This window comes from Pseudoalteromonas rubra, from assembly GCF_005886805.2.
Taxonomy (GTDB): Bacteria; Pseudomonadota; Gammaproteobacteria; order Enterobacterales; family Alteromonadaceae; genus Pseudoalteromonas; species Pseudoalteromonas rubra_D.
Window position 1 is genome coordinate 1655902 of the sequence record NZ_CP045429.1, and the last position, 18350, is coordinate 1674251.

The following is an 18350-nucleotide window of genomic DNA, read 5'->3' on the forward strand; positions in this document are numbered from 1 at the left end:
AAAGTTATGGGTGAGCTATCAAGAAAAATTGGTGAAAAAGGAGAAAAGCTTGTTTCTGAATTTCTAACTATTATAGGTTGGGATAATTTTCTAGACGATGAATCAATAAGTTGTCATTTTCCAGAAAAACATAAAAGAGCAAGTGCAAAAAAGAATAGAACAACTCATGGTATCGATGTGTTCCATTCATTTAGATCTCAACTCCAAGATTACACACTCGAAAATATTGTATTATCGGTCAAATATACAAATGATCCTTACCCAGCCAACCCATCATCAAAATTTAAAGAGCATTTAAAAGACTTAGCCCAAACGGTAGAGTGCTTTATGAAGTCTGACTTGAGGTCGTCTAATAACGAAGACTATGAAATGTCAGGGATTAATAAAGCTAGTGATGTTGGAGTTCTCTTTTGGCTAAGTAACCATAAAGAGTCAGACCAAGATGTTATAAGTAAAATTGCAAATATAAATTTAGATAAAAGCCTTAACTTCTCAACAGTACATGTTGTTGATAATAGTCGTGCAGCATTCATTTACGATTCTGTGAATTATATTCGTAATAATTACAGAAACTATGAGTGTTACTTTCATTATGCATTTAGCTCCTCCAACTTTAAAGATCCTGATATTGATAAATACGGAAGCATCATGCCTGTTGAGTATTTAACTTCAAATTTATTACCATTCAGGATAATTGATAAGCAGACAAAAAAAGTATCATTTTGTTTGTCTAGTAGAGAAGATTTTTCCGAAGAAGCTATTAATCGACTCTTGTATTTGGCCAGTGACGTTTCACAAGATTTCACCGGTGACTTTATTTTCCTTTTTCCAGAATACGACCCTTTGAAACATGACCCAATCTTAAAAAGAGCAAAACGTTTAAAAAAGGACACTAAAAGTTCGCTTAATGTAGTTGTAAAGTCTTATAGCTCTGATTTTAGGAATTTAATAAATGAATAAAAAATACCTATTACCATTTGGGGATTCACTAAGAGAGTTCTTAAATGATTCAGGCGTAGTTAAATCAGATCTTAGAGGATTGGTTCGTAGGAGAGGGATTTTTGTTGCTCTAGAAGAGAAAAGTTCATATATCCCTATCTTAGTGCGGACAGGAATAACCCCCTTAGAGTTAATTGAACTCAACGAAAACCTAAAGGTAAGAGAAGCTAACCCCAAAAGGCAGACACAATCAATTAAATGTGAAGCAGTAGATGTAAATTTAATTGATGCAATACCATTAGGTTACAATGTAAACCAACTTACTAAAAAAGAGTTTGCGAACTATAAGGTTTTGGGGAATCCAAGCTTTAAGACCATAGATAACGATCCTAACAATATTGAGTTAGATTTTAGTGTAGAACGATATGACTACACTCAAAGTTGGAATAAGAATACGACTCAATTTAGTGGAAAAGTTAAACTAAAAAAAGATGGAGATGCTTTAGATATTAATATCAGTTTGTCTCATACGTCAGATGAAACAAAGGAGGTGGCTAATAAAATAGCCGCTGATGTGATTGGACTTCTAAAGAAATCGGGTCACGTTAAAATTGAAGAAAAAGTGAAAAAGATAAGGTTTTCTGATTTCACTAATGAAAAAAGAATTAAGTTCTTACAAGAGTTGAGTCAAAAGCAAATAAATAACGAGCTTTACTTCAAAGATACTAAGGATATTGGCTTTAGCCCTGATACATCCCTAGAACTTCCAGAAGAAATTTCTTGGATGCAAGAAAAAGTTAGTAACTTAGAAATTCAAGGTAAAGAGCTACATTCCACATTTTTCATTAAAAATAAAAGGTTACATAAAAACATTCAAATGCACAGGATAGAAGCTTCTTATACATTTGATTTTATTAATTATAGTGGAACATGTGTAATATCTTTTGAATTTCCTGAGTTTGTCGCTAAACAAGATAAAAGTGCAGAACTCATAATTCGAGTAAATAGTGTAAGGTTTAAAGAGAACAAAATAGGCATAAGTCAAAGCAAAATGAAAGAAGTGCTTTTGAGTCAGTTAGAAAGTTCAAAGTTAGCTTTATACAAAAAGCACTCTGAGTAATGTACTTATAACAAACGCATCAAAAATGACGTAAAACGCTTGGCTGGCGCTCATTCTTCGTTAATTATAGCCAAGCATTATCCGCATTTTATGCGGGCGTTAGCTCATCAAGGAGTTTATCATCAGTGGAATTATTTCAACCATTAGTGAAAGAAGAAGATCTACACAAAAACTATACCTCTATAATGCGACAATCAAAGGAAGGTGATCGACAAGAGCTACTTAGATGGTGCGAGGGTTTTCCAGATCGAGATAATAAATTTGTAAAAGAATTTCAAACAACTTTTAATTCAAGTTTTTGGGAAATCTATCTCTACGCCCTTTTCCGAGAAATTGGTCACTCTATGGAGTGGAGCTATTCTACGCCTGACTTTTTAGTTGAACATAATAGTAAAAAAATTGTTATTGAAGCTACGATAGCTGCTGCTGCATCAGGTAAAACCCCAGAGTGGGAAAAGGACTTAATGGAGTCACCTCCAACAAAATTTAAAGAAATGAATATGGAGTCTATTATTCGACTCTCAAATTCTATTATCTCAAAGTATCGAAAGTATAAAGAAAAATACTCTAAGCTTGAACATGTCAAAGGAAACCCTTTTGTTATAGCTGTAGCTCCGTTCGAACAGCCCCACTTCAATTTACAATGTGAAGTTCCCATTATGGCACTGTTATATGATTTTTATGTCGATGAAGATGCTTACAATGACAATCCTCATTTATACCCTAATGGCCCACCAGATGTTAATTTAGGCTTTGTTGAAAAGGACAACGGAGCTGAAATACAGCTAGGGTTATTTGAAGATGACCAGCTTTCAGATATAAGTGCGATTTTTTTAAGTACAACTGCCACTTGGGGTAAAGTTGAGAGTATGTCAGGTAATAGTGATACCATGAGGTTTGTAAATACCGTCTGGTGGTCGGAAGAGGAAGGTTCGCCTATAACCAAACAAGCTGCAAAGGAGAATATTCGTGATGGTTTATTTGTATTCCATAACCCGTATGCAAAAAGACCTTTAGATCCAGAAATGTATAACCATTCTGGTATTACTCAAGTATTTGTAGATCCAGAAACGAAAATAATAGATAAGAAAAGAAACGGCTTGTTTTTAATGCATAGGCAATCAATAAATATTGGAATAAAGTGAGCTAACAAGTGCGTTAAACCGGACAAATTTCAGTTGGCTGGCCCCGCTTCGCTCCACATTATAGCCAACTAAAATTAGCCGTTTACGCAAGCGTTATGTGCCAAGGAGAGTGTGGATGAAAGTTTTAGCCTTTTTGTTTTCTTTAATCTCTTTCCATTCTTTAGCTTGTAGTTGCATGGGTTACGACATTGAAGAAGCATTTAAAGATTATCCAGTGGTTTTCTCTGGAGTTGTCGAATCCATCGACACTATAAAAATGAAAGAAGATGGCTGGTTTGAGTATTCAAATTTGAAAGCTGTCACTTTAATTGTAGAGCAAAGTTATAAAGGTATGACAGCTGAAAAAGTTAAGGTCACAACAAGAATGGATTCTGCTGCATGTGGTTTTCCATTCGAAGAAGAAGTTAAATATGTTGTGTTTGCTATTCCTGATGAAAATGGACTTTTTGTTGGCTCTTGTGGGCCGACTATCCATATGGAAAAACGTGAAGAATACTATGAACAGGAACGTCTGAGAGTATTACATTTCTTGTCAAAGCAAATTGGCACATAACAAGAGACAATGGCGTCAATAGCTAACTTAAACCACATCAGCCATCCCAAAGACGTCATCCGGGATGGCTATTTTGTCCTTTAAATCTGTGTGACTCAGTCCTCAGTGTGCGTCCGTTCAGCGATCCGCGCCTTCAATGTTTGTACAAAACTCCGTGATACCGGGATTGGGTTATCTGCGCCTGCCAGCAGTACAAAGTGTTTGCGAGTCTGGTATTTGAGCGCTAGCAGCTGAGTGGCATTAATAATGTAGCTGCGGTGCAGCCGGTAAAATTGTGACTCGGGCAATTGGCTGCAAAAGCCATCAAGCGTTTGCTCAGAAATAATAGTCTCTGTGTTGTGAATCTCTGCCCCGGGTTGGGTCAGGTGCACCCGCCGATAGCGGCCAATACTTTCAATGTAATTGATGTGATCAAATTCAATGATTTTTTGCTGTGCATGATCACTGAGCGTCAGGCACGCTGTGGAGCCCGACGGCTTAATCTGAGTCTGCTGACGAATGATTTTGCCTATGCTTTTGGCAATCAGCTCCGGCCTGGCGGGTTTGACTAAGTAGTCGATAGCATTGGTGTCAAAGGCTTTCAGTGCGTATTGCTCGTAAGCTGTCATAAAAACCAGCTGATACTGTAAATCCTGTGTCGCTTTGGCAACATCAAAACCATTGAGTTCTGGCATTTCAATATCCAGAAACACAATATCCGGGCGCATAAGCATGATCTGTTCAATGGCGGATTTGCCATCGGCTGCCTCGGCAACAAGGGTAAGCTCATCAAAGCCACTGATCACTTCTTTCAACTGTTGTCTGGCTGCCTGTTCGTCGTCGACGATGATCACGGTTTTCTTAGTCATACACGGCTCGGTTTGGTTATCGGGGTAGCTGGATAAATGCACTGGTGCCTTCATCGCAGGAGATCAGTCTGAAACTCGCGGCGCCCCGATAATGCAGATTCAGGGTTTCACTAATAATGCGCAGTCCCTCGCCCTGACTGAGCTGGGTGTCATCAAAAGGCGCGCCCGTATCCTGCACTTCAATGAGCAGGTCATGCTCCGTTGTTTCAATAATGATACTGATATGGCCTGCGCGTGCGTAGGGTGCAATGCCATATTTCACGGCGTTTTCAACAATCGGCAGCAACAGCAAAGAGGGGACCGGCAGCGGGTCAAGTTCACCCGGGCAATCCAGGTCAAATGTCAGCCGATCGACGAACCGTTTTTGTTGCAGCACAAGGTAAAGCTCCACCAGTTTGAGCTCCTGCTCAAGCGTAACGAATTGCTGTTTGGCCAGTTCAACGGTGTGGCGCAGCAGATCACTCAGATCGTAAATCAGCGCTTTTGCTTTGTGCGGGTGCTGGGTTACTTCACTGGCGATCAGGTTAAGCGTGTTGAACAAAAAGTGCGGATTCGACTGCATTTTCAGCATTTGTAACTCAGCTTGTTGTGCCTGTAGCTGCGACTGAAAGTGATAGGTTTGTTGCTTGAGCATCAGCATGACCGCAATGTAGACCAGGGTCTCAAGTAACATAATCACTATGGGCAAAAAGGTCACCTGGGTCACTGCATTGCTGGTGGGCAAGCTGACGATAGGACCAATCAGCACGTACAGCAGAATGATGGAAAACGGCCTGAGTAGCCAGATGTTATGACGATACCACGCAGGCAAAAACTGGGACGGCAAAAACCGCGCACAGATTGACTCACACAGGTTAAACAGCAGGTAGCCTGCACAAAACCCGCTCCATATTTTCACTATCACCTGAGCAAACAGGGTCAGCGTAAATATATCGAGCAGCAGCAAGACACAGGACAGCAGCAAGATATTGAACCAGGGCCAGATCAGTAAAAATATCCAGGCCTGGGTGGTGCTTTTGTTATAAAGCCCGGTCTGGCTCGCTGTGGTAGGTGCTGTATTCACTCGGTGATCCGCTCGTCATTGATGGAGTAAATGGTACAAGCAAATTTGCCTGGATGAAACGTTGCCACGACACCATTGGCGCAGACTTTTACACCATCTGCACGCAACAGGCTGGGGCGGCCAATTGTGCGGTGTTATTCCTGTGTCCCGGTAAGACAAGTCATTGTCATCTGATACATAAGGAAAAACAAACATGGTTTACAACATCCGAACATCACAATTCAAATTAAAGCAGTCAGTTATGACGTTGAGTAAGGTCATCGGCGTGTGCTTGCTTAGCAGCATATTGGTGGCCTGTAGTGACAACGATGATGACACGGCCAGTGTCGAAGAAACGGTCAGCGCAGATACCCCGGTAGAAACCCGGCCGGCAAGCGGGCCGCTCAGCGAGGCCTGCCTGGAGGCAGAAATGGTGCCATCAACCACCAGCAAAGGCGTGGAATTTATTCGCACTCCGGATGCGTGTTTTGATGAGTTACCCGGCTATGACTTTGCGGCGAATTATCTGGACATTGAAGGGTTAAGGCTGCACTACGTGGATGAAGGACCAAAAGACGGTGAAGTGGTACTCATGCTGCACGGCCAGCCGAGCTGGTCGTACTTATATCGAAAAATGATCCCCATTTTGGCTGAGGCCGGTTATCGTGTGATTGCCCTTGATAATATGGGTATGGGTAAGTCAGATAAACCCCTCAATGTGGCAGTGCATCAGTACGAACATCATGTCGCCTGGACTAAGGCGTTTATTACTCAGCTACAACTCACTGATATCAATTTATTTGTGCAAGACTGGGGCAGCCTGATCGGGTTGAGAGTGGCAGGGAATATGTCTGAGCGCTTTGCCAGGATTGTCGTCGCAAATGGTGACATGCCAATTGTTCCGACCGGTACTAACCCCTATCACTTGCCCAGCTTTGAGATAGACGAGTCACAAACTGCGGATGCCAGCACTTTTTTTGATACCCGTTCAAGCGATCACATAGAAGGGTTTCAGCAGTGGATCGATTATGCAGCCAGTGTGCCGGAGCTGATGGCGGGCGATGTGGTGCAAAAGCTCTCCGTGATTGAACTGAGCGAAGATGAAGTCACTGCATACAACGCGCCATATCCTAATGTGCAGTACAAAGCCGCTATTCGGGCGTTTCCTTCCATGCTCTCCGGGATAGAAATGCAAACGCTACCGGCATGGCAAACCCTGGGCGCTTATCATAACCCGTTTATGTTCAATGCAGGCGAGTATGATAAAGGGCTGGGCAGTGAAGTCATTCAGGCCAAATGGGTGGATCATGTACCTGGCTCAGAGGGGGTAGATCACAGGCGCTTTCAGGCCGGACACTTTATTCAGGATGATGTAGGAGAGGACCTGGCGCTGCATGTGTTAGATTTTCTGCAAACTACTGTGCCACAGGTACCGTTGGTTACGGGTGGACCAAGCTACAACATGCGTTACTGTGAGATCTTATTACCCTACCTGCAAGATGACAAAGTAGTTGCCCAGGTGTGGGGGACGCCGGGCGTGGACATGTGTCGACAGGCTCAATGGGATGCCATTGATTTTGAAAACATTGCCGCAGAATACGGCGCACTAAGTGCGATCCCTAACGGTCCACGCTTTTTTGTGGTGGACGAAAGTCGCGGCGCGGAGGTGATAGCGCAAGAGGCTGAAACGCAAATTCGCCAGTTCGGAGAGATAAACATGCGTTTATTAACCACCGCTGATTTGAGCGCTGCGCAGGGCGAGCAACTTCCTTATGTTGCCGGTGAGGTGTCGAGAAGCAATACCTGGCACTTCTATAAAGGCAGACGCATTTATGAGCTAACCGATAACACAGGTCAGGTTTTTGTGATGCAGTCGTTCAGCCGTATTTCGGACGCTTCATTGCAAATGGATGACTTGGCAAACCTGGGAGATCGGCTCACGCTGCCTGAAGGCTGGACGTTTTCCAGTCGTATCCTGACGGAAGCGCTGGATATGACGCCCGCAGAGGGCATTGCTTATGTATTGCAGGATGAATTAGGCAATAGTTATCAGCTGGTGCAGTAGTCTTATCAGATCACTTACCTGAGACAACTATTCGCTTGACATGGCTCAGACACCAACATTGGAGTCGGTGTCTGAGTCAGGGCTCTGCAAACCATGACAAGGACCAAAGTCAAGGAGACCGATACTCAGCGAAGCGGTTTTTTTTGAGTGAATTCGCTATGGCTTTGGCCGGTCAGCGCGGTGAGAAAATTGACACGTCTATCGTTGAACAGTGGCATCCTCGCATTAGTTAAACTATCCCGTTTTGATTAATAAACTGCAAGACAGTATGAGCGTTACTTAGTATCTTTTTTGGGTTCAGATTGACACTTTTAATTACAGGAACAGCGTTCTGAGTTTGCGTATCGAAGTGTCAGGTTTGATCGAAATTAATGTATATTTTCATAGGGGAAGCGTCAGATTTCAATATTTAATCCATGTGCAGTAGTGTCTTATGCGTTTTCAATTAAAGTACATTGATGGTTACTTTCCAACCAATAATCTTGCAGGTATAATGCGCCCAATTTTGCAATTATAATGGAAGTTCATTTAATGAATAAAACAACTCTACCACTGAGTCTGGTAATGTGTTTAGCTCTGGCAGGATGCGGTTCAGGGTCAGGTGATGATAACAAACAAACTAATGTCGGTTCTGAAGAGCAAAAAGTGACAGAGCCGGAGACTAACTCAACAACAAAGCCAGAAGAGTCTAAAGAGTCAGAAACTGAAGACGCTGAAGAGTCGAAAGAGACTGAATCTGAAGAGCCGGAAAAAGAGTCTGAAGAGCAGCCTCTGTCTATCTCAGTCACTTCTTTATCCAGCACAAGTATTGTCAGCGCAGCTTCAACTGAAGTAAAAGTTGCCGTCTCTGATGAAAGCTTGGTAAAAGAACTGTCTTTGCTGGTTAACGGTGAGAAAATCAGTACTATCAAGACGGCTCCCTGGACATTTGACTGGAATGCGTACTTTTGGGGCAATTCATCACCGACTATTACAATTGAAGCCGTGGACCAACAGGATCAACGTCACCTTCTGAATAACCCGTTCACCGTAGAAGTGACAAACGAAGTGATTGACCCGTTGGTGTTTAATGCATTGCAGGCTGAGGTGCGCAATGTCGATGCGCTGCAACTTGCGCTAAATCCAGTCGAAGGCGCTACTAATTACGAGGTAAAGGTCGCGTTTAATGACGAAGAAACATTCGTTACATCTGATAGTGTCAATGTTGGACTGAGCGACTTATCCCCTGGCGACTACAGTATTAGCTACCGTGCAAAAAATGCACATGACCATACCGGCCCTTGGTCTGCACCAGCTGAATTCAGCTTATTGAACCCTCTTGCTCCAGCAGCACTGGATGAACCCGAAATCGAGTTCAGCGAACAGGGCTACAAATTGACTTTTGCAGCGCCGGAGCTTGAAGACGGATTTTACATGCAACTGTCCGTGTCAGGTTATGACCAACTGATGGCCACAACTCAAGATGGCGGTGCTTTAGTGTTTGAAGGGCTCAATCCAGGTTACATGCAATTTGAGGCTAGGATCGTAAATGCTTACGGTCATATCTCTGAACCCGCTATGACTTTAGTGAACCTTGCCGCGCCACAGACGCCAAACAACTTCTCCGTTAACATGACACCAGAAGCTTCTCAGCATCGTGTGGCATTCAGTTGGGATGGCGTTCAGAATATTGATTCATACACGTTGACAGCGATTAATACTAAGACTCAACAGTCTTTTACTGAGTCAGTTAGCGGTGCGAACAATATCGAATTGTTATTGCCTGCGGGTAACTACAGATGGCAGATGCAAGCGACTGACATTGCAGGTAACCAGTCACTCTGGAGTGAATCATGGTATATCGACGTTGCGCAATATGATGTTAGCTTTCCAAACGACGGTCACTCGTTTACCAGTATAGAGACTCAGGATAAAGGGCTTGTCATCCTATCTTCAGTACGAAATGACAACTGGCTTACAAAGCTAGATGCTTATGGGGGTGTTGAATGGGAAAAAACCATTGAGAAGCCCGGAAGTGCGCCTCTGAGGGAGATTCATGAACTTGCCAATGGGGAGTTGATCGCCAGTGGTGACATTTATGATGGGACTGTTAGAGCCTATTTTTCAGTAAGTGCTAAGTTCAGTGCGAGAGGCGAGTTAATCTGGTACAGCGAAGCGGAAAGCGCAACCGACATGGATCACATAGGTAATATGCACTCTGCGGTTGTGTGGAATGATCAGTATTATCGCCTGAAAGTGTATAAGCCACAAGATGGAGACTACGATGCGCAAATACAGCAACTGGACTTGTCCACGGGGGAGATAGTCAAAAGCACAGCGCTGACTAACCCGAACGCTGCTTACCATAACATCCCGGAGCAGCTATTGGTCGTAAACTCTGAGCAACTGGCAATTGGCGGTGTGTTGAGCTCGCGTTCGGACTTTAGTAGTGGTCTGTATGTTGTTAAAGTTGATACTGACTTTCAGCAGACACACTTCTGGGAAGGCATTCTCAATTACGTAGAGCTTTTCACAACATTTAAGTTGGATAATCAAAATAACCTGTTACTTTTTGGCGCTGATCATGCTTCGAGTGACATTAGAATCAAGTTGGATCCTGACCTAAGTTTGCTGTCGGAGGTTCGTGAGTATGATGATTTCGATATTAATTTTGAACATGCGACTTATGTCAATGAAGATGGCTCAGTTTCCGGGATAGGTTATAACCACAGCAACGACGAAGTCGTGGAAGTAAAACTTAATAGCAACCTCAACTATGTATTTGCTAATCCCATTGCGGAGCTAGACTTACCTAGGGAACCAGTATGGGTACATAAATCCGCAGATGGTACAACGAATATCGGGAGCAAGAATTATAGTACTAATACCCTGCGTGTAATACGCAAAGTGCTAAATTAACGGCTTCCATACCAAAACGAAACCCGGAGCAAAAGTAATAAAGACGCTCCGGGTGACGTTTACGGACCGGCCTTTAGCAGCAGGCAGTTTTTCCAGATTATATCGTTTCATATTCCTATCTTTGGCTGGTTTTTTTCCCATAGGGCCAGAAAGCACATCGACCGCTTCCATCACTTTGATTTTCAACTTTTAATTCGCCTCTTAAATCGGGACTAAGCTGAAAACGTCGTACTTACCGGGTTTTGTGTTGCAACGTCCTGAAATGCGCAGAGTTCATCATAAATATAGTTACCATAAACAAATTATGGGTTAGCTATCAGGGGTCTATTGTTTGGCACATTGTCGAACCCAAAAGACTATGTCCAGCTAGTCGGTTTTGATGAAACACGTAAAAACAGAGTCTACGACATGCGCAAGACCAGGGACGTCTATAAATCATAACCACTAGTCTATAAGTCAATTAGCTTAGTGATTCATGGCGGTTGATTGAGCACACGCTGAGCGTGCTTTTTAGTCTCGTTTTTCTCATTGTGATTTTCATCCTGCATTGCGTATTGCAATAACGCAAATCAGCAAAATAAAAACCTTTAAAAATCAGTGTCATAAAGTTGGCCTCATGCTTGCAATCTCTCTAGCAGCAAATCAAAACGTTGGAGAGTCACATGAAAAAGATATTGTTTGGAGCTTGCGTATTTTCGGCAGGACTATCAGCCGCCCCGTTCGACACATGCCCGTCAAAAGCCTTTTTGGTCCAGGGTAGTACAGCAACTATGTATGGGGTTAACCTGGTCTCAGGTTCGTACACTACGTTCGCTGAAAATGTTGGTACCAACAACAAGCTTAATGGCATCGGGTTTAGTGTTCACGACCGTTACATTTACGGCTGGGATTACAGCAACAAAGACATCGGTCGGGTGGGAAAAGACTACGTTCTTGAGCCCATCATGACGTCGGGATTCCCCGATACCAACTTTTACGTGGGTGATGTCGCCATTCACGAGAATGCATTTTACGTTTATAAAAAGGGCGGTAGCTTAGGCCTGTATCGTGTATCGCTTGATGAAAACAGCGATGATTATTTACAGGCAGAGCGCATCATCGATGGTAGCGCGCTGAACCTGAATATCTTTGACATGGCATTTGCGCCTAATGAAAATGCCAGCCTGGCGTATAGCGTAGACAGCAATGGTAATCTACACCGCATTGACGTATCAAACGGCACCAGCACCAACCTGGGCAATGTGGGCCAGTCCGGGACCTTCGGTGCCGTCTATTTTGATGTAGAGAGTAATTTTTACATCAGCAGAAATCAGGACGGGCATGTTTATAAAATAGATATAAACGATACAAATAATACCCAGCTTTTCGCGTATGGTCCGGTTTCAAATACTAACGATGGCGCACGCTGTGCAACAGCCCCGATTATTGATGATACAGAAGACCCAACCATAGACTACGGCGACGCACCGGATAGCTATGGTACCTCGCTTAACGCCAATGGTGCGCGTCATAATGTGGGTGACTTATTTTTCGGCCAGAGTGTCAGTGCAGAATATGTACCTAAAGCCACAGATGACGACAACGGCATTAGCTTTTTAACTAACCTTGAAACAGGCTATGAAACGCTGGTTTCGTTCACGTTATCGAAATCCGGATATGTGAATGCCTGGGTTGACTGGAACGGTGATGGCCAGTTCCAGGAGTCAGAGCGTGTGATCAGCGAGTATCAGGGGGTTGCCGGTGAAAACCGTGTGCTCATTCCCGTGCCTGTTGATGCTGTTGCAGGTAGCACCTGGGCCAGATTCCGGGTCTCGAACACCAGTGATATTGCACCACAGGGCGGGATTGATAATGGTGAAGTGGAAGATTTGAATGTCTCTGTTGTTGCCAGCAGCCTGATCCAGAACTCGACCTCGTGGAAAACCGCCGCGTTTGAAGATTTATGGCCGCAAAAAGGTGACTATGACTTTAATGACGTGGTAGTGAGATATCGTGTGACGACCAGCCAGATTGGTAACCAGGTTGTGCGCTACAACATTGAAGGCGCGCTGATCGCAGTCGGGGCCGGTTATCACAATGCCTTTGCCATTCGTTTAAAAGACATTGCCCGTAAGCATGTGGATGAAGCCCAGGTTGAACTGACTGTTGACGGCACGTTACAGGATGGCAGTCCGCTGGAAGCCAACCGAAATGAAGCCATTGTCGTCATCTTTGCCGATACCAGAGAGATGGTGCCGGTGCAGCCAGGCTGCAAGTTCTTCAGAACTGAAACGGGCTGTAGTGACATCCAAAGAGCGCCTTATTCGTTTGAAATCAGCATTCCGCTCGCGACTAGTTACAACGCGAATGTGGCGACCAACAGCAAAGTTGACCCGTTTATCTTCGCGGTAGATGGTCATTACCATGGGCCATTCGTAGACCAGAACAACGGTCGTGGCTGGGAAGTCCACCTTAAAAATCATGCGCCAACCGAAGCGTTTGACAGTAGTTACCTGGACCAGGGCGATGACACTTCATCAACCAATGGTTACTTCCAAACGTCAACGGGTTTGCCCTGGGCACTTATCATCAACTCTCAGTGGGACCATCCAATGGAGCGTGTTGATATGTCACTTGCGTATCCTCAATTTGTGGAATTCGCCCAGTCAGCAGGCGCACAGAACGCAACCTGGTTTGAGAATCCAGTAGCCGACTATCAATACACCATCAGCAACGCAGCGCAAAACTAGGAGAGCATCATGAACAAATTAATCGTAACGCTAATGACACTTTTACTGACAGCATGTGGCGGCGGATCTGGTGGCTCTGAAGGCAGTAGCAATAGCCAGCCAGCCAGCAATACGGCCCAGGCCAGTGTAACGAATACAACGCAAACCCAATCGAGTAACCAGGTTCAGCAAGATAACGTGACTGAGCAGCAAGCGAGTAGCACCGAAGAGCAGGTATCTGAGGAGCAACCTGTAGACGAGGTACCAGTTGGGGAAGGGATGGAGGCTGTGGTCGTAGACGGCGGGTTTGATTTCCAGACCGATGTGCCGGTTACTGTTTCAGTTGCACCGGATGTGGTCAATGGTCGTGCCTACATCAATGTGTGTCAGCAAGATGCCGCGCTCACCAACGACGATACCTGTTTTTTGAGAGCGCCAGTTGATAGCAATGGACTAACGGTTCAGCTTGAACTGCCGCATTCGGAGCAAAAGTTAAAAGCTGAAATTTGGTATTACAGTACTGGCGTCGAGCCGCTTGTATACACCTGGGAGTTTGATGGCACTCAGCAACAGCAAGCGTGGACAATTAACTAGCCAGTATGCATGAGCAAGATTCGTGGTGACTCACGATAGTCCAACGTAAAGCATATCTCAGCAGTGAGGTATGCTTTTTTCTTTGTGTTAATCGTGCAGCTCATGATCTGATGTGGTTATGCTGAGGAGCCGCAATCTTATGGTGTTTCTGGCCTTCTGCTAAATGTACCTTAAGCGTATTATTTTCCTCTGCCATTCATTCTGGCCTGCTATGCTTGATAGGCTGGGTGTGGCTGTGCAGTCGCGTTGTGCGAGCTTTAATGCGGCGTCAGATCTGGATTAGGTTCACGATATGTGAAAGGCCAAGGTAAAGGAGAGGAAGATGTCATATGTAGATTGTTTTGTCGCAGCAGTACCGAATGACAATAAAGAAAAATACATTGCGCACGCAGAAGTATCCGCATTGGTGTTTAAAGAACATGGTGCGTTAGAAGTGGTAGAAAATTGGGGTGATGATGTGCCGCAAGGAGAAGTGACTTCTCTGCCTCTGGCGGTCAAAGCTCAGGACAATGAAACTGTGGTCTTTTCGTGGGTGGTGTGGCCGTCTAAAGAGGTGCGTGACACAGGCTGGGGTGCCATTATGGAAGACCCAAGAATGTCTGCGGAAAATAACCCTATGCCATTTGATGGCAAGCGCCTAATCTACGGTGGGTTTAATACGATACTTACCGCATAGTTGTCAGGCAAAAAGAGCATGCAAAGCACTTACACTGTGAAACCTCACCACTCACTAAGCTAACAGGCTGTTTCGCAGTGTAATCTTGAGTTTTGTGGTATCGTCTGAGCTTAATTTTGTGATTGGTTGCAGGGAAACATAAACGTATGAAAAATGAATATCATGGCTCGTGTTTATGCGGACAAGTTACCTTCTCCGTCTCCGGTTTCAGCACCAAAGTGGCTAATTGCCACTGCACTATGTGTCGTAAATTTCATGGTGCTGCTTTTGGCACTTTGGTGTCCGTGACTGATTTAAACTGGTTGTCGGGTAAAGAGTGCTTAAAAGAGTTCACAGCCCCCAATGGTACCACGCGTACATTTTGTCATACCTGTGGGTCCAGCCTCGGTTTTCGAAGTAAAGGAGTGTTACCAGAAGACATAGAAATCGCCATATCCACATTCGATACAGATATTCCAGTGAAAGTGGATGCGCAGATTTTTACCAGCAGCAAAGCAAATTGGTGTTCACTACAGGCTGATATTCCAACCTTTAAAAACGCCCGAACGTCATCCCGTATGTAAAACCGGCCATGTGATTTTAGCTGGCCGCATTCAGAAGCACTGATGTGGTCTCTTCAAAGTGAGCCAGTTTATCGACCTTCAGCCCGTTGCTGGTGAGATATAAATAATCGTTGAACAGGCGCACTAAACTCCAACATATAACGCGTTTTTGTAACTGTATTTGTTCTGCCGGACACTGAGTGTAGAGCGCAATTGCACGGGCTTGCAGGGCAGGATTAACGATGGGACCCTGGCCATGCCAGTTGATCAGGGCTAAGTCAAAAGCCGGGTCGCCGAAATGTGCACGCTCCCAGTCAATCGGAACAAGCTGCTGCCCGGGTGTCGCAATCAGGTTGCCGGGGTGGAAGTCGCCATGGTTGAGTGTAAAAGTGCTAAGCGAATTAAAGAGGCTCTGTCGGTCCTGCAAAATCGTGCTGAGCTTGCCATAGATATTCGTCATTTTGGCACGTTGAGAGGTACGGCTACGGAAATATCGCCAGATGACCCTAAGCTGGTTAACCGGGCTTAGAGTGAGGCCGGTGGGGTGACTTACCTTGCCATGGTGTGTTGCTGTGATCTGATGGATATCTTTGAGCATAAGGATTACCTGCTCAATATTGAGTTGTGCCCAGCTCGTTGTGGTTGTCCCTTCGATATAAGGGCGAAGCAGCATCTGGCTGGCGTTATCTGAGTGTATTAGCCTGGATGGCAGCGCGAAACGTGTGTTAGCGAGCAGCAAATAGGTGTTTGCTTCGGTGGCAAGTCCACTTTGATGTCGGCCAAGGGAGTGTTTACATACCCATTGGCTGCCGTCGGCGCAGATCAGCAAGGAATTGTCGTGGGTCAGGCCACCCTGGAGTGGCCTTTGACTTGTGATGCACTGTTTTAATGTGTCTGATGAGTCCAATTGCATAGTTGATGCGGACGATTAACGTGAATCCGGATGGGTCCACTGATAGGCTTGCATCGGTGGGTCCAGTTCGGTTTTGGCCAGTGCATTGGTAAAGTTGGAAATGAGTTTAGCGGCCAGGCCGGTTAGCACTTCCAGTGCTTGCTGTTTGCTGTATCCGGCACTCAAAAAGGCTGCCAGCGCGTCATCGCCAATATGCCCCTGTTTTGCCAGCAGCGCTTTTACAAAGTCCTGCAGTGCCTGAAGTTTACTGTCTGGCAGTGGGGTCCCTTCGCGCAGTGCGCTAATCAGATCGTCGGGCATGCCGGCAGATTTCATCATCCAGGTATGACCGGGAACACAATAGTGACAGTTATTTTCATAGTTGGCGGTCATAAACACCACCTGCTGTTCAACGGCCGACAAACTGGTGTCTTGCATAAAAGCGTTAAAGGTATCGTTATAAGCTTTGTAGGTCACGGCCGACTCTGCCAGCACTTTATGCAGGTTGGGCAGCATGCCAAAACTGGCCAGTGATTGCGCCATGAGGGGTTTAGAGTCTTGTGGTGCAGTGTCGGGCTCATAATAAGTAAACATGTGTGCTCCTGTTAAAAGGTGGTTAGTTATGCATACCGCGAATGGGGTAGTTGTTGTCTGGGTCCCGGATCCAGCCAAGACCATTTACCAAAGAAGTCAGATCCGGGCGAACAAAGGGGTTGTTAGAAATATCTGTCACCTGAATGTTTCCGGCTTCATTGACCACAAAGAGCCCAGGCTCGGCAAAGGGATGATCGGTTTCCTGAGCTGATCGGGGATCAGAAATAAACAAGCCCAGGGTTTTCATGTCCGCAAGGTGCAGACCATACCCCAGCGCAAACGATACGTTGAGCTGCTCGCTGTGGCTTTGCAGTTGTGCCAGGCTGTCTCCGGATACCGCAACTATGTCGACTTTGATATCAGCCAGCTGCTCCTTGAATTGTTCCAGTTTATTGAGGTAACGCGTGCATAACGGGCAGTGTCGACCCCGATAAATCAGTACCAGCTGCCACCTGCCAGCATTATTGGCCTGCGCCAGGTGACGCGTACGCCCATCGGCCAGATTAACCTGGATGTCCGGAAATGGGCTGCCGGGGTGCAGTTTTTGAGTGTACTGGTTAGTGTGGCTCATGGTGCGTCCTTAAAAGTAGGTGTTTAAATGGGTGTCGAGGCGCGCAAGGTCGCCCTCTATGTCTGCATTTTTCATCACATCGAAGCAGCTAAACGTAGGTATAGACTGCATAGCAAAGAACTTAAAGTTCATATGGGCCGGGAGCAGCAAGTCGTCCACGCTTTTACCCTCAAAAAACTCATTCACGTCATTAAACGACTCCTTTGGTGCATTAAAGGTGACGGAGAGCATGTAACGGGTGCCGCTAAGCGTTCCACCTCGTCCGTAATTGGCTTTAGGCTGGTCGGCTGAGCGTCCGTCGCCATTGCACAGCGCCCCCCCCATACCTGCGGTATACACCTCGTCCATATACTTTTTAAATGACCAGGGCAGACCCATCCAGTTAATTGGGGATTGCAGGATCACGACATCAGCCCAGCGGTGCAGATCTAGTTGGTGCTCAATGTCGAGTGGTTCAGCCATTGTTACCACTCGGGTTTCGTATCCCTTGGTAGTCAGGTGAGAGACCATACTATTAACCAGCGTGGCATTGAGTTTCCCTTCAGAAAAGGGGTAGTACTGATGTGCGTTAATGATCAGGGCTTTGTTCATGTTGATTCTCCGGTAGGCTTAATTGCTATCGTGGTTTATAATAGTAACCTGTGACCTTTATTCAATTAGTTTACTTTTGGTAACCACCCTGATTTTGGAGTCCTGACTGTGGAAAGTGTTGTTAAAACAGATAGTAAGGGAAGAAAAAAAGTTTTAAATGCGTGTCTGGAGCCTTGTGCCATCGAAAAAGGCATGCGTCTCATTGGTGGAAAATGGACGGGATCTATCATCTATCATCTTAAAGATGAGCCGGTGAGATTTAACGATCTGGCCAGAATGCTCGGTGGTGCCAGCAAAAAGATGATCGATCAGCGCCTCAAAGAGCTGGAATCCCAGGGCATGGTGCTACGTACGGTTGTTAATGAACGGCCAGTGGCAGTCACGTATGAGCTGACCGAGTTTGGCCGCTCAGCACTGCATATTCTGGAGCAACTGCGAGTCTGGTCCGAATCTCACCAACTCGACTAAGAGAAAAGCATGAACTGGCGATGAGCAAGTCATCAGGGAGTGCATAAAAAAGCGACATGCCCGGATCCAGATCAATTTTTGTTTATTCAATGTAAATAAATATA

Annotated in this window: 17 protein-coding genes; 11 read left to right on the plus strand and 6 right to left on the minus strand. The window is 45.2% G+C overall.

Features of this window, described 5'->3' with window-relative positions:
• Positions 1–6 precede the first annotated feature (6 nt).
• The 4 genes from CWC22_RS07075 (at position 7) to CWC22_RS07090 (ending at position 3757) form a co-directional block, all read left to right on the plus strand.
• Positions 7–960, plus strand: a complete 954-nt coding sequence (locus CWC22_RS07075) for a hypothetical protein (RefSeq protein WP_138538999.1) — start codon at positions 7–9, stop codon at positions 958–960.
• Complete coding sequence (locus CWC22_RS07080) at positions 953–2059, plus strand: hypothetical protein (protein ID WP_138539000.1); 1107 nt, start codon at positions 953–955, stop codon at positions 2057–2059. Before CWC22_RS07075 ends, CWC22_RS07080 begins: the two co-directional genes overlap by 8 nt.
• 125 nt (positions 2060–2184) lie before the next feature.
• Complete coding sequence (locus tag CWC22_RS07085; RefSeq protein WP_138539001.1) at positions 2185–3204, plus strand: hypothetical protein; 1020 nt, start codon at positions 2185–2187, stop codon at positions 3202–3204.
• A 115-nt stretch (positions 3205–3319) separates the two neighbouring features.
• On the plus strand, positions 3320–3757 hold the full coding sequence (locus tag CWC22_RS07090; RefSeq protein ID WP_138539002.1) for a hypothetical protein: 438 nt from the start codon (positions 3320–3322) through the stop codon (positions 3755–3757).
• A 95-nt stretch (positions 3758–3852) separates the two neighbouring features.
• Here CWC22_RS07090 and CWC22_RS07095 read toward each other — a convergent pair whose 3' ends face one another.
• Together CWC22_RS07095 and CWC22_RS07100 are read right to left on the minus strand one after the other, a co-directional pair.
• Positions 3853–4605 carry a LytR/AlgR family response regulator transcription factor gene (locus CWC22_RS07095; protein ID WP_171045109.1) on the minus strand — a complete coding sequence of 251 codons (753 nt, stop codon included), beginning with the start codon at positions 4603–4605 and terminating at the stop codon, positions 3853–3855.
• 16 nt (positions 4606–4621) lie between these two features.
• Positions 4622–5668, minus strand: a complete 1047-nt coding sequence (locus CWC22_RS07100) for a sensor histidine kinase (protein WP_138539004.1) — start codon at positions 5666–5668, stop codon at positions 4622–4624.
• A gap of 241 nt (positions 5669–5909) precedes the next feature.
• Between CWC22_RS07100 and CWC22_RS07105 the strand changes: the two genes are divergently transcribed.
• The 6 genes from CWC22_RS07105 to CWC22_RS07130 all read left to right on the plus strand — a co-directional run bounded on the left by CWC22_RS07105 (position 5910) and on the right by CWC22_RS07130 (position 15151).
• Entirely contained in the window at positions 5910–7712 is a 1803-nt protein-coding gene (locus CWC22_RS07105; protein WP_171045110.1) for a haloalkane dehalogenase, read from the plus strand.
• Positions 7713–8243: 531 nt separating this feature from the next.
• Entirely contained in the window at positions 8244–10610 is a 2367-nt protein-coding gene (locus tag CWC22_RS07110; protein ID WP_138539006.1) for an Ig-like domain-containing protein, read from the plus strand.
• 662 nt (positions 10611–11272) lie between these two features.
• Positions 11273–13339 (plus strand): LruC domain-containing protein, encoded by a 2067-nt coding sequence (locus CWC22_RS07115; protein ID WP_138539008.1) that lies wholly within the window; start codon positions 11273–11275, stop codon positions 13337–13339.
• Positions 13340–13348: 9 nt separating this feature from the next.
• Positions 13349–13912 (plus strand): hypothetical protein, encoded by a 564-nt coding sequence (locus CWC22_RS07120; protein WP_138539009.1) that lies wholly within the window; start codon positions 13349–13351, stop codon positions 13910–13912.
• Positions 13913–14234: 322 nt separating this feature from the next.
• Positions 14235–14588, plus strand: a complete 354-nt coding sequence (locus tag CWC22_RS07125; protein ID WP_138539010.1) for a DUF1428 domain-containing protein — start codon at positions 14235–14237, stop codon at positions 14586–14588.
• A gap of 146 nt (positions 14589–14734) precedes the next feature.
• Entirely contained in the window at positions 14735–15151 is a 417-nt protein-coding gene (locus CWC22_RS07130) for a GFA family protein (protein WP_171045111.1), read from the plus strand.
• 16 nt (positions 15152–15167) lie between these two features.
• On the opposite strand, the gene CWC22_RS07135 is transcribed toward CWC22_RS07130, so the two are convergent.
• Genes CWC22_RS07135 through CWC22_RS07150 form a run of 4 tightly spaced genes read right to left on the minus strand, consistent with a single transcriptional unit; the run spans position 15168 to position 17778 of the window.
• Positions 15168–16043: a phosphotransferase family protein gene (locus CWC22_RS07135; RefSeq protein WP_138539011.1), complete on the minus strand. Its 876-nt coding sequence runs from the start codon at positions 16041–16043 to the stop codon at positions 15168–15170.
• Between the two features lie 15 nt (positions 16044–16058).
• Positions 16059–16616: a carboxymuconolactone decarboxylase family protein gene (locus tag CWC22_RS07140; protein WP_138539012.1), complete on the minus strand. Its 558-nt coding sequence runs from the start codon at positions 16614–16616 to the stop codon at positions 16059–16061.
• Positions 16617–16638: 22 nt separating this feature from the next.
• A complete protein-coding gene (locus CWC22_RS07145; RefSeq protein ID WP_138539013.1) occupies positions 16639–17187 on the minus strand; it encodes a redoxin domain-containing protein in 549 nt (182 codons plus the stop codon).
• A 9-nt stretch (positions 17188–17196) separates the two neighbouring features.
• Complete coding sequence (locus CWC22_RS07150; RefSeq protein ID WP_138539014.1) at positions 17197–17778, minus strand: NAD(P)H-dependent oxidoreductase; 582 nt, start codon at positions 17776–17778, stop codon at positions 17197–17199.
• A gap of 108 nt (positions 17779–17886) precedes the next feature.
• Between CWC22_RS07150 and CWC22_RS07155 the strand changes: the two genes are divergently transcribed.
• Entirely contained in the window at positions 17887–18246 is a 360-nt protein-coding gene (locus CWC22_RS07155; RefSeq protein ID WP_010385819.1) for a winged helix-turn-helix transcriptional regulator, read from the plus strand.
• The last annotated feature ends 104 nt before the right edge of the window (positions 18247–18350 follow it).

Bases quoted from the DNA above. Each gene is read 5' to 3' on its own strand.
- CWC22_RS07110 (WP_138539006.1), top strand. From the start codon at position 8,244: ATGAATAAAACAACTCTACCACTGAGTCTGGTAATGTGTTTAGCTCTG.
- CWC22_RS07150 (WP_138539014.1), bottom strand. From the start codon at position 17,778: ATGAACAAAGCCCTGATCATTAACGCACATCAGTACTACCCCTTTTCT.
- CWC22_RS07095 (WP_171045109.1), bottom strand. From the start codon at position 4,605: ATGACTAAGAAAACCGTGATCATCGTCGACGACGAACAGGCAGCCAGA.
- CWC22_RS07075 (WP_138538999.1), top strand. From the start codon at position 7: ATGGGTGAGCTATCAAGAAAAATTGGTGAAAAAGGAGAAAAGCTTGTT.
- CWC22_RS07115 (WP_138539008.1), top strand. From the start codon at position 11,273: ATGAAAAAGATATTGTTTGGAGCTTGCGTATTTTCGGCAGGACTATCA.
- CWC22_RS07140 (WP_138539012.1), bottom strand. From the start codon at position 16,616: ATGTTTACTTATTATGAGCCCGACACTGCACCACAAGACTCTAAACCC.
- CWC22_RS07145 (WP_138539013.1), bottom strand. From the start codon at position 17,187: ATGAGCCACACTAACCAGTACACTCAAAAACTGCACCCCGGCAGCCCA.
- CWC22_RS07080 (WP_138539000.1), top strand. From the start codon at position 953: ATGAATAAAAAATACCTATTACCATTTGGGGATTCACTAAGAGAGTTC.
- CWC22_RS07135 (WP_138539011.1), bottom strand. From the start codon at position 16,043: ATGCAATTGGACTCATCAGACACATTAAAACAGTGCATCACAAGTCAA.
- CWC22_RS07120 (WP_138539009.1), top strand. From the start codon at position 13,349: ATGAACAAATTAATCGTAACGCTAATGACACTTTTACTGACAGCATGT.
- CWC22_RS07090 (WP_138539002.1), top strand. From the start codon at position 3,320: ATGAAAGTTTTAGCCTTTTTGTTTTCTTTAATCTCTTTCCATTCTTTA.
- CWC22_RS07105 (WP_171045110.1), top strand. From the start codon at position 5,910: ATGACGTTGAGTAAGGTCATCGGCGTGTGCTTGCTTAGCAGCATATTG.
- CWC22_RS07130 (WP_171045111.1), top strand. From the start codon at position 14,735: ATGAAAAATGAATATCATGGCTCGTGTTTATGCGGACAAGTTACCTTC.
- CWC22_RS07125 (WP_138539010.1), top strand. From the start codon at position 14,235: ATGTCATATGTAGATTGTTTTGTCGCAGCAGTACCGAATGACAATAAA.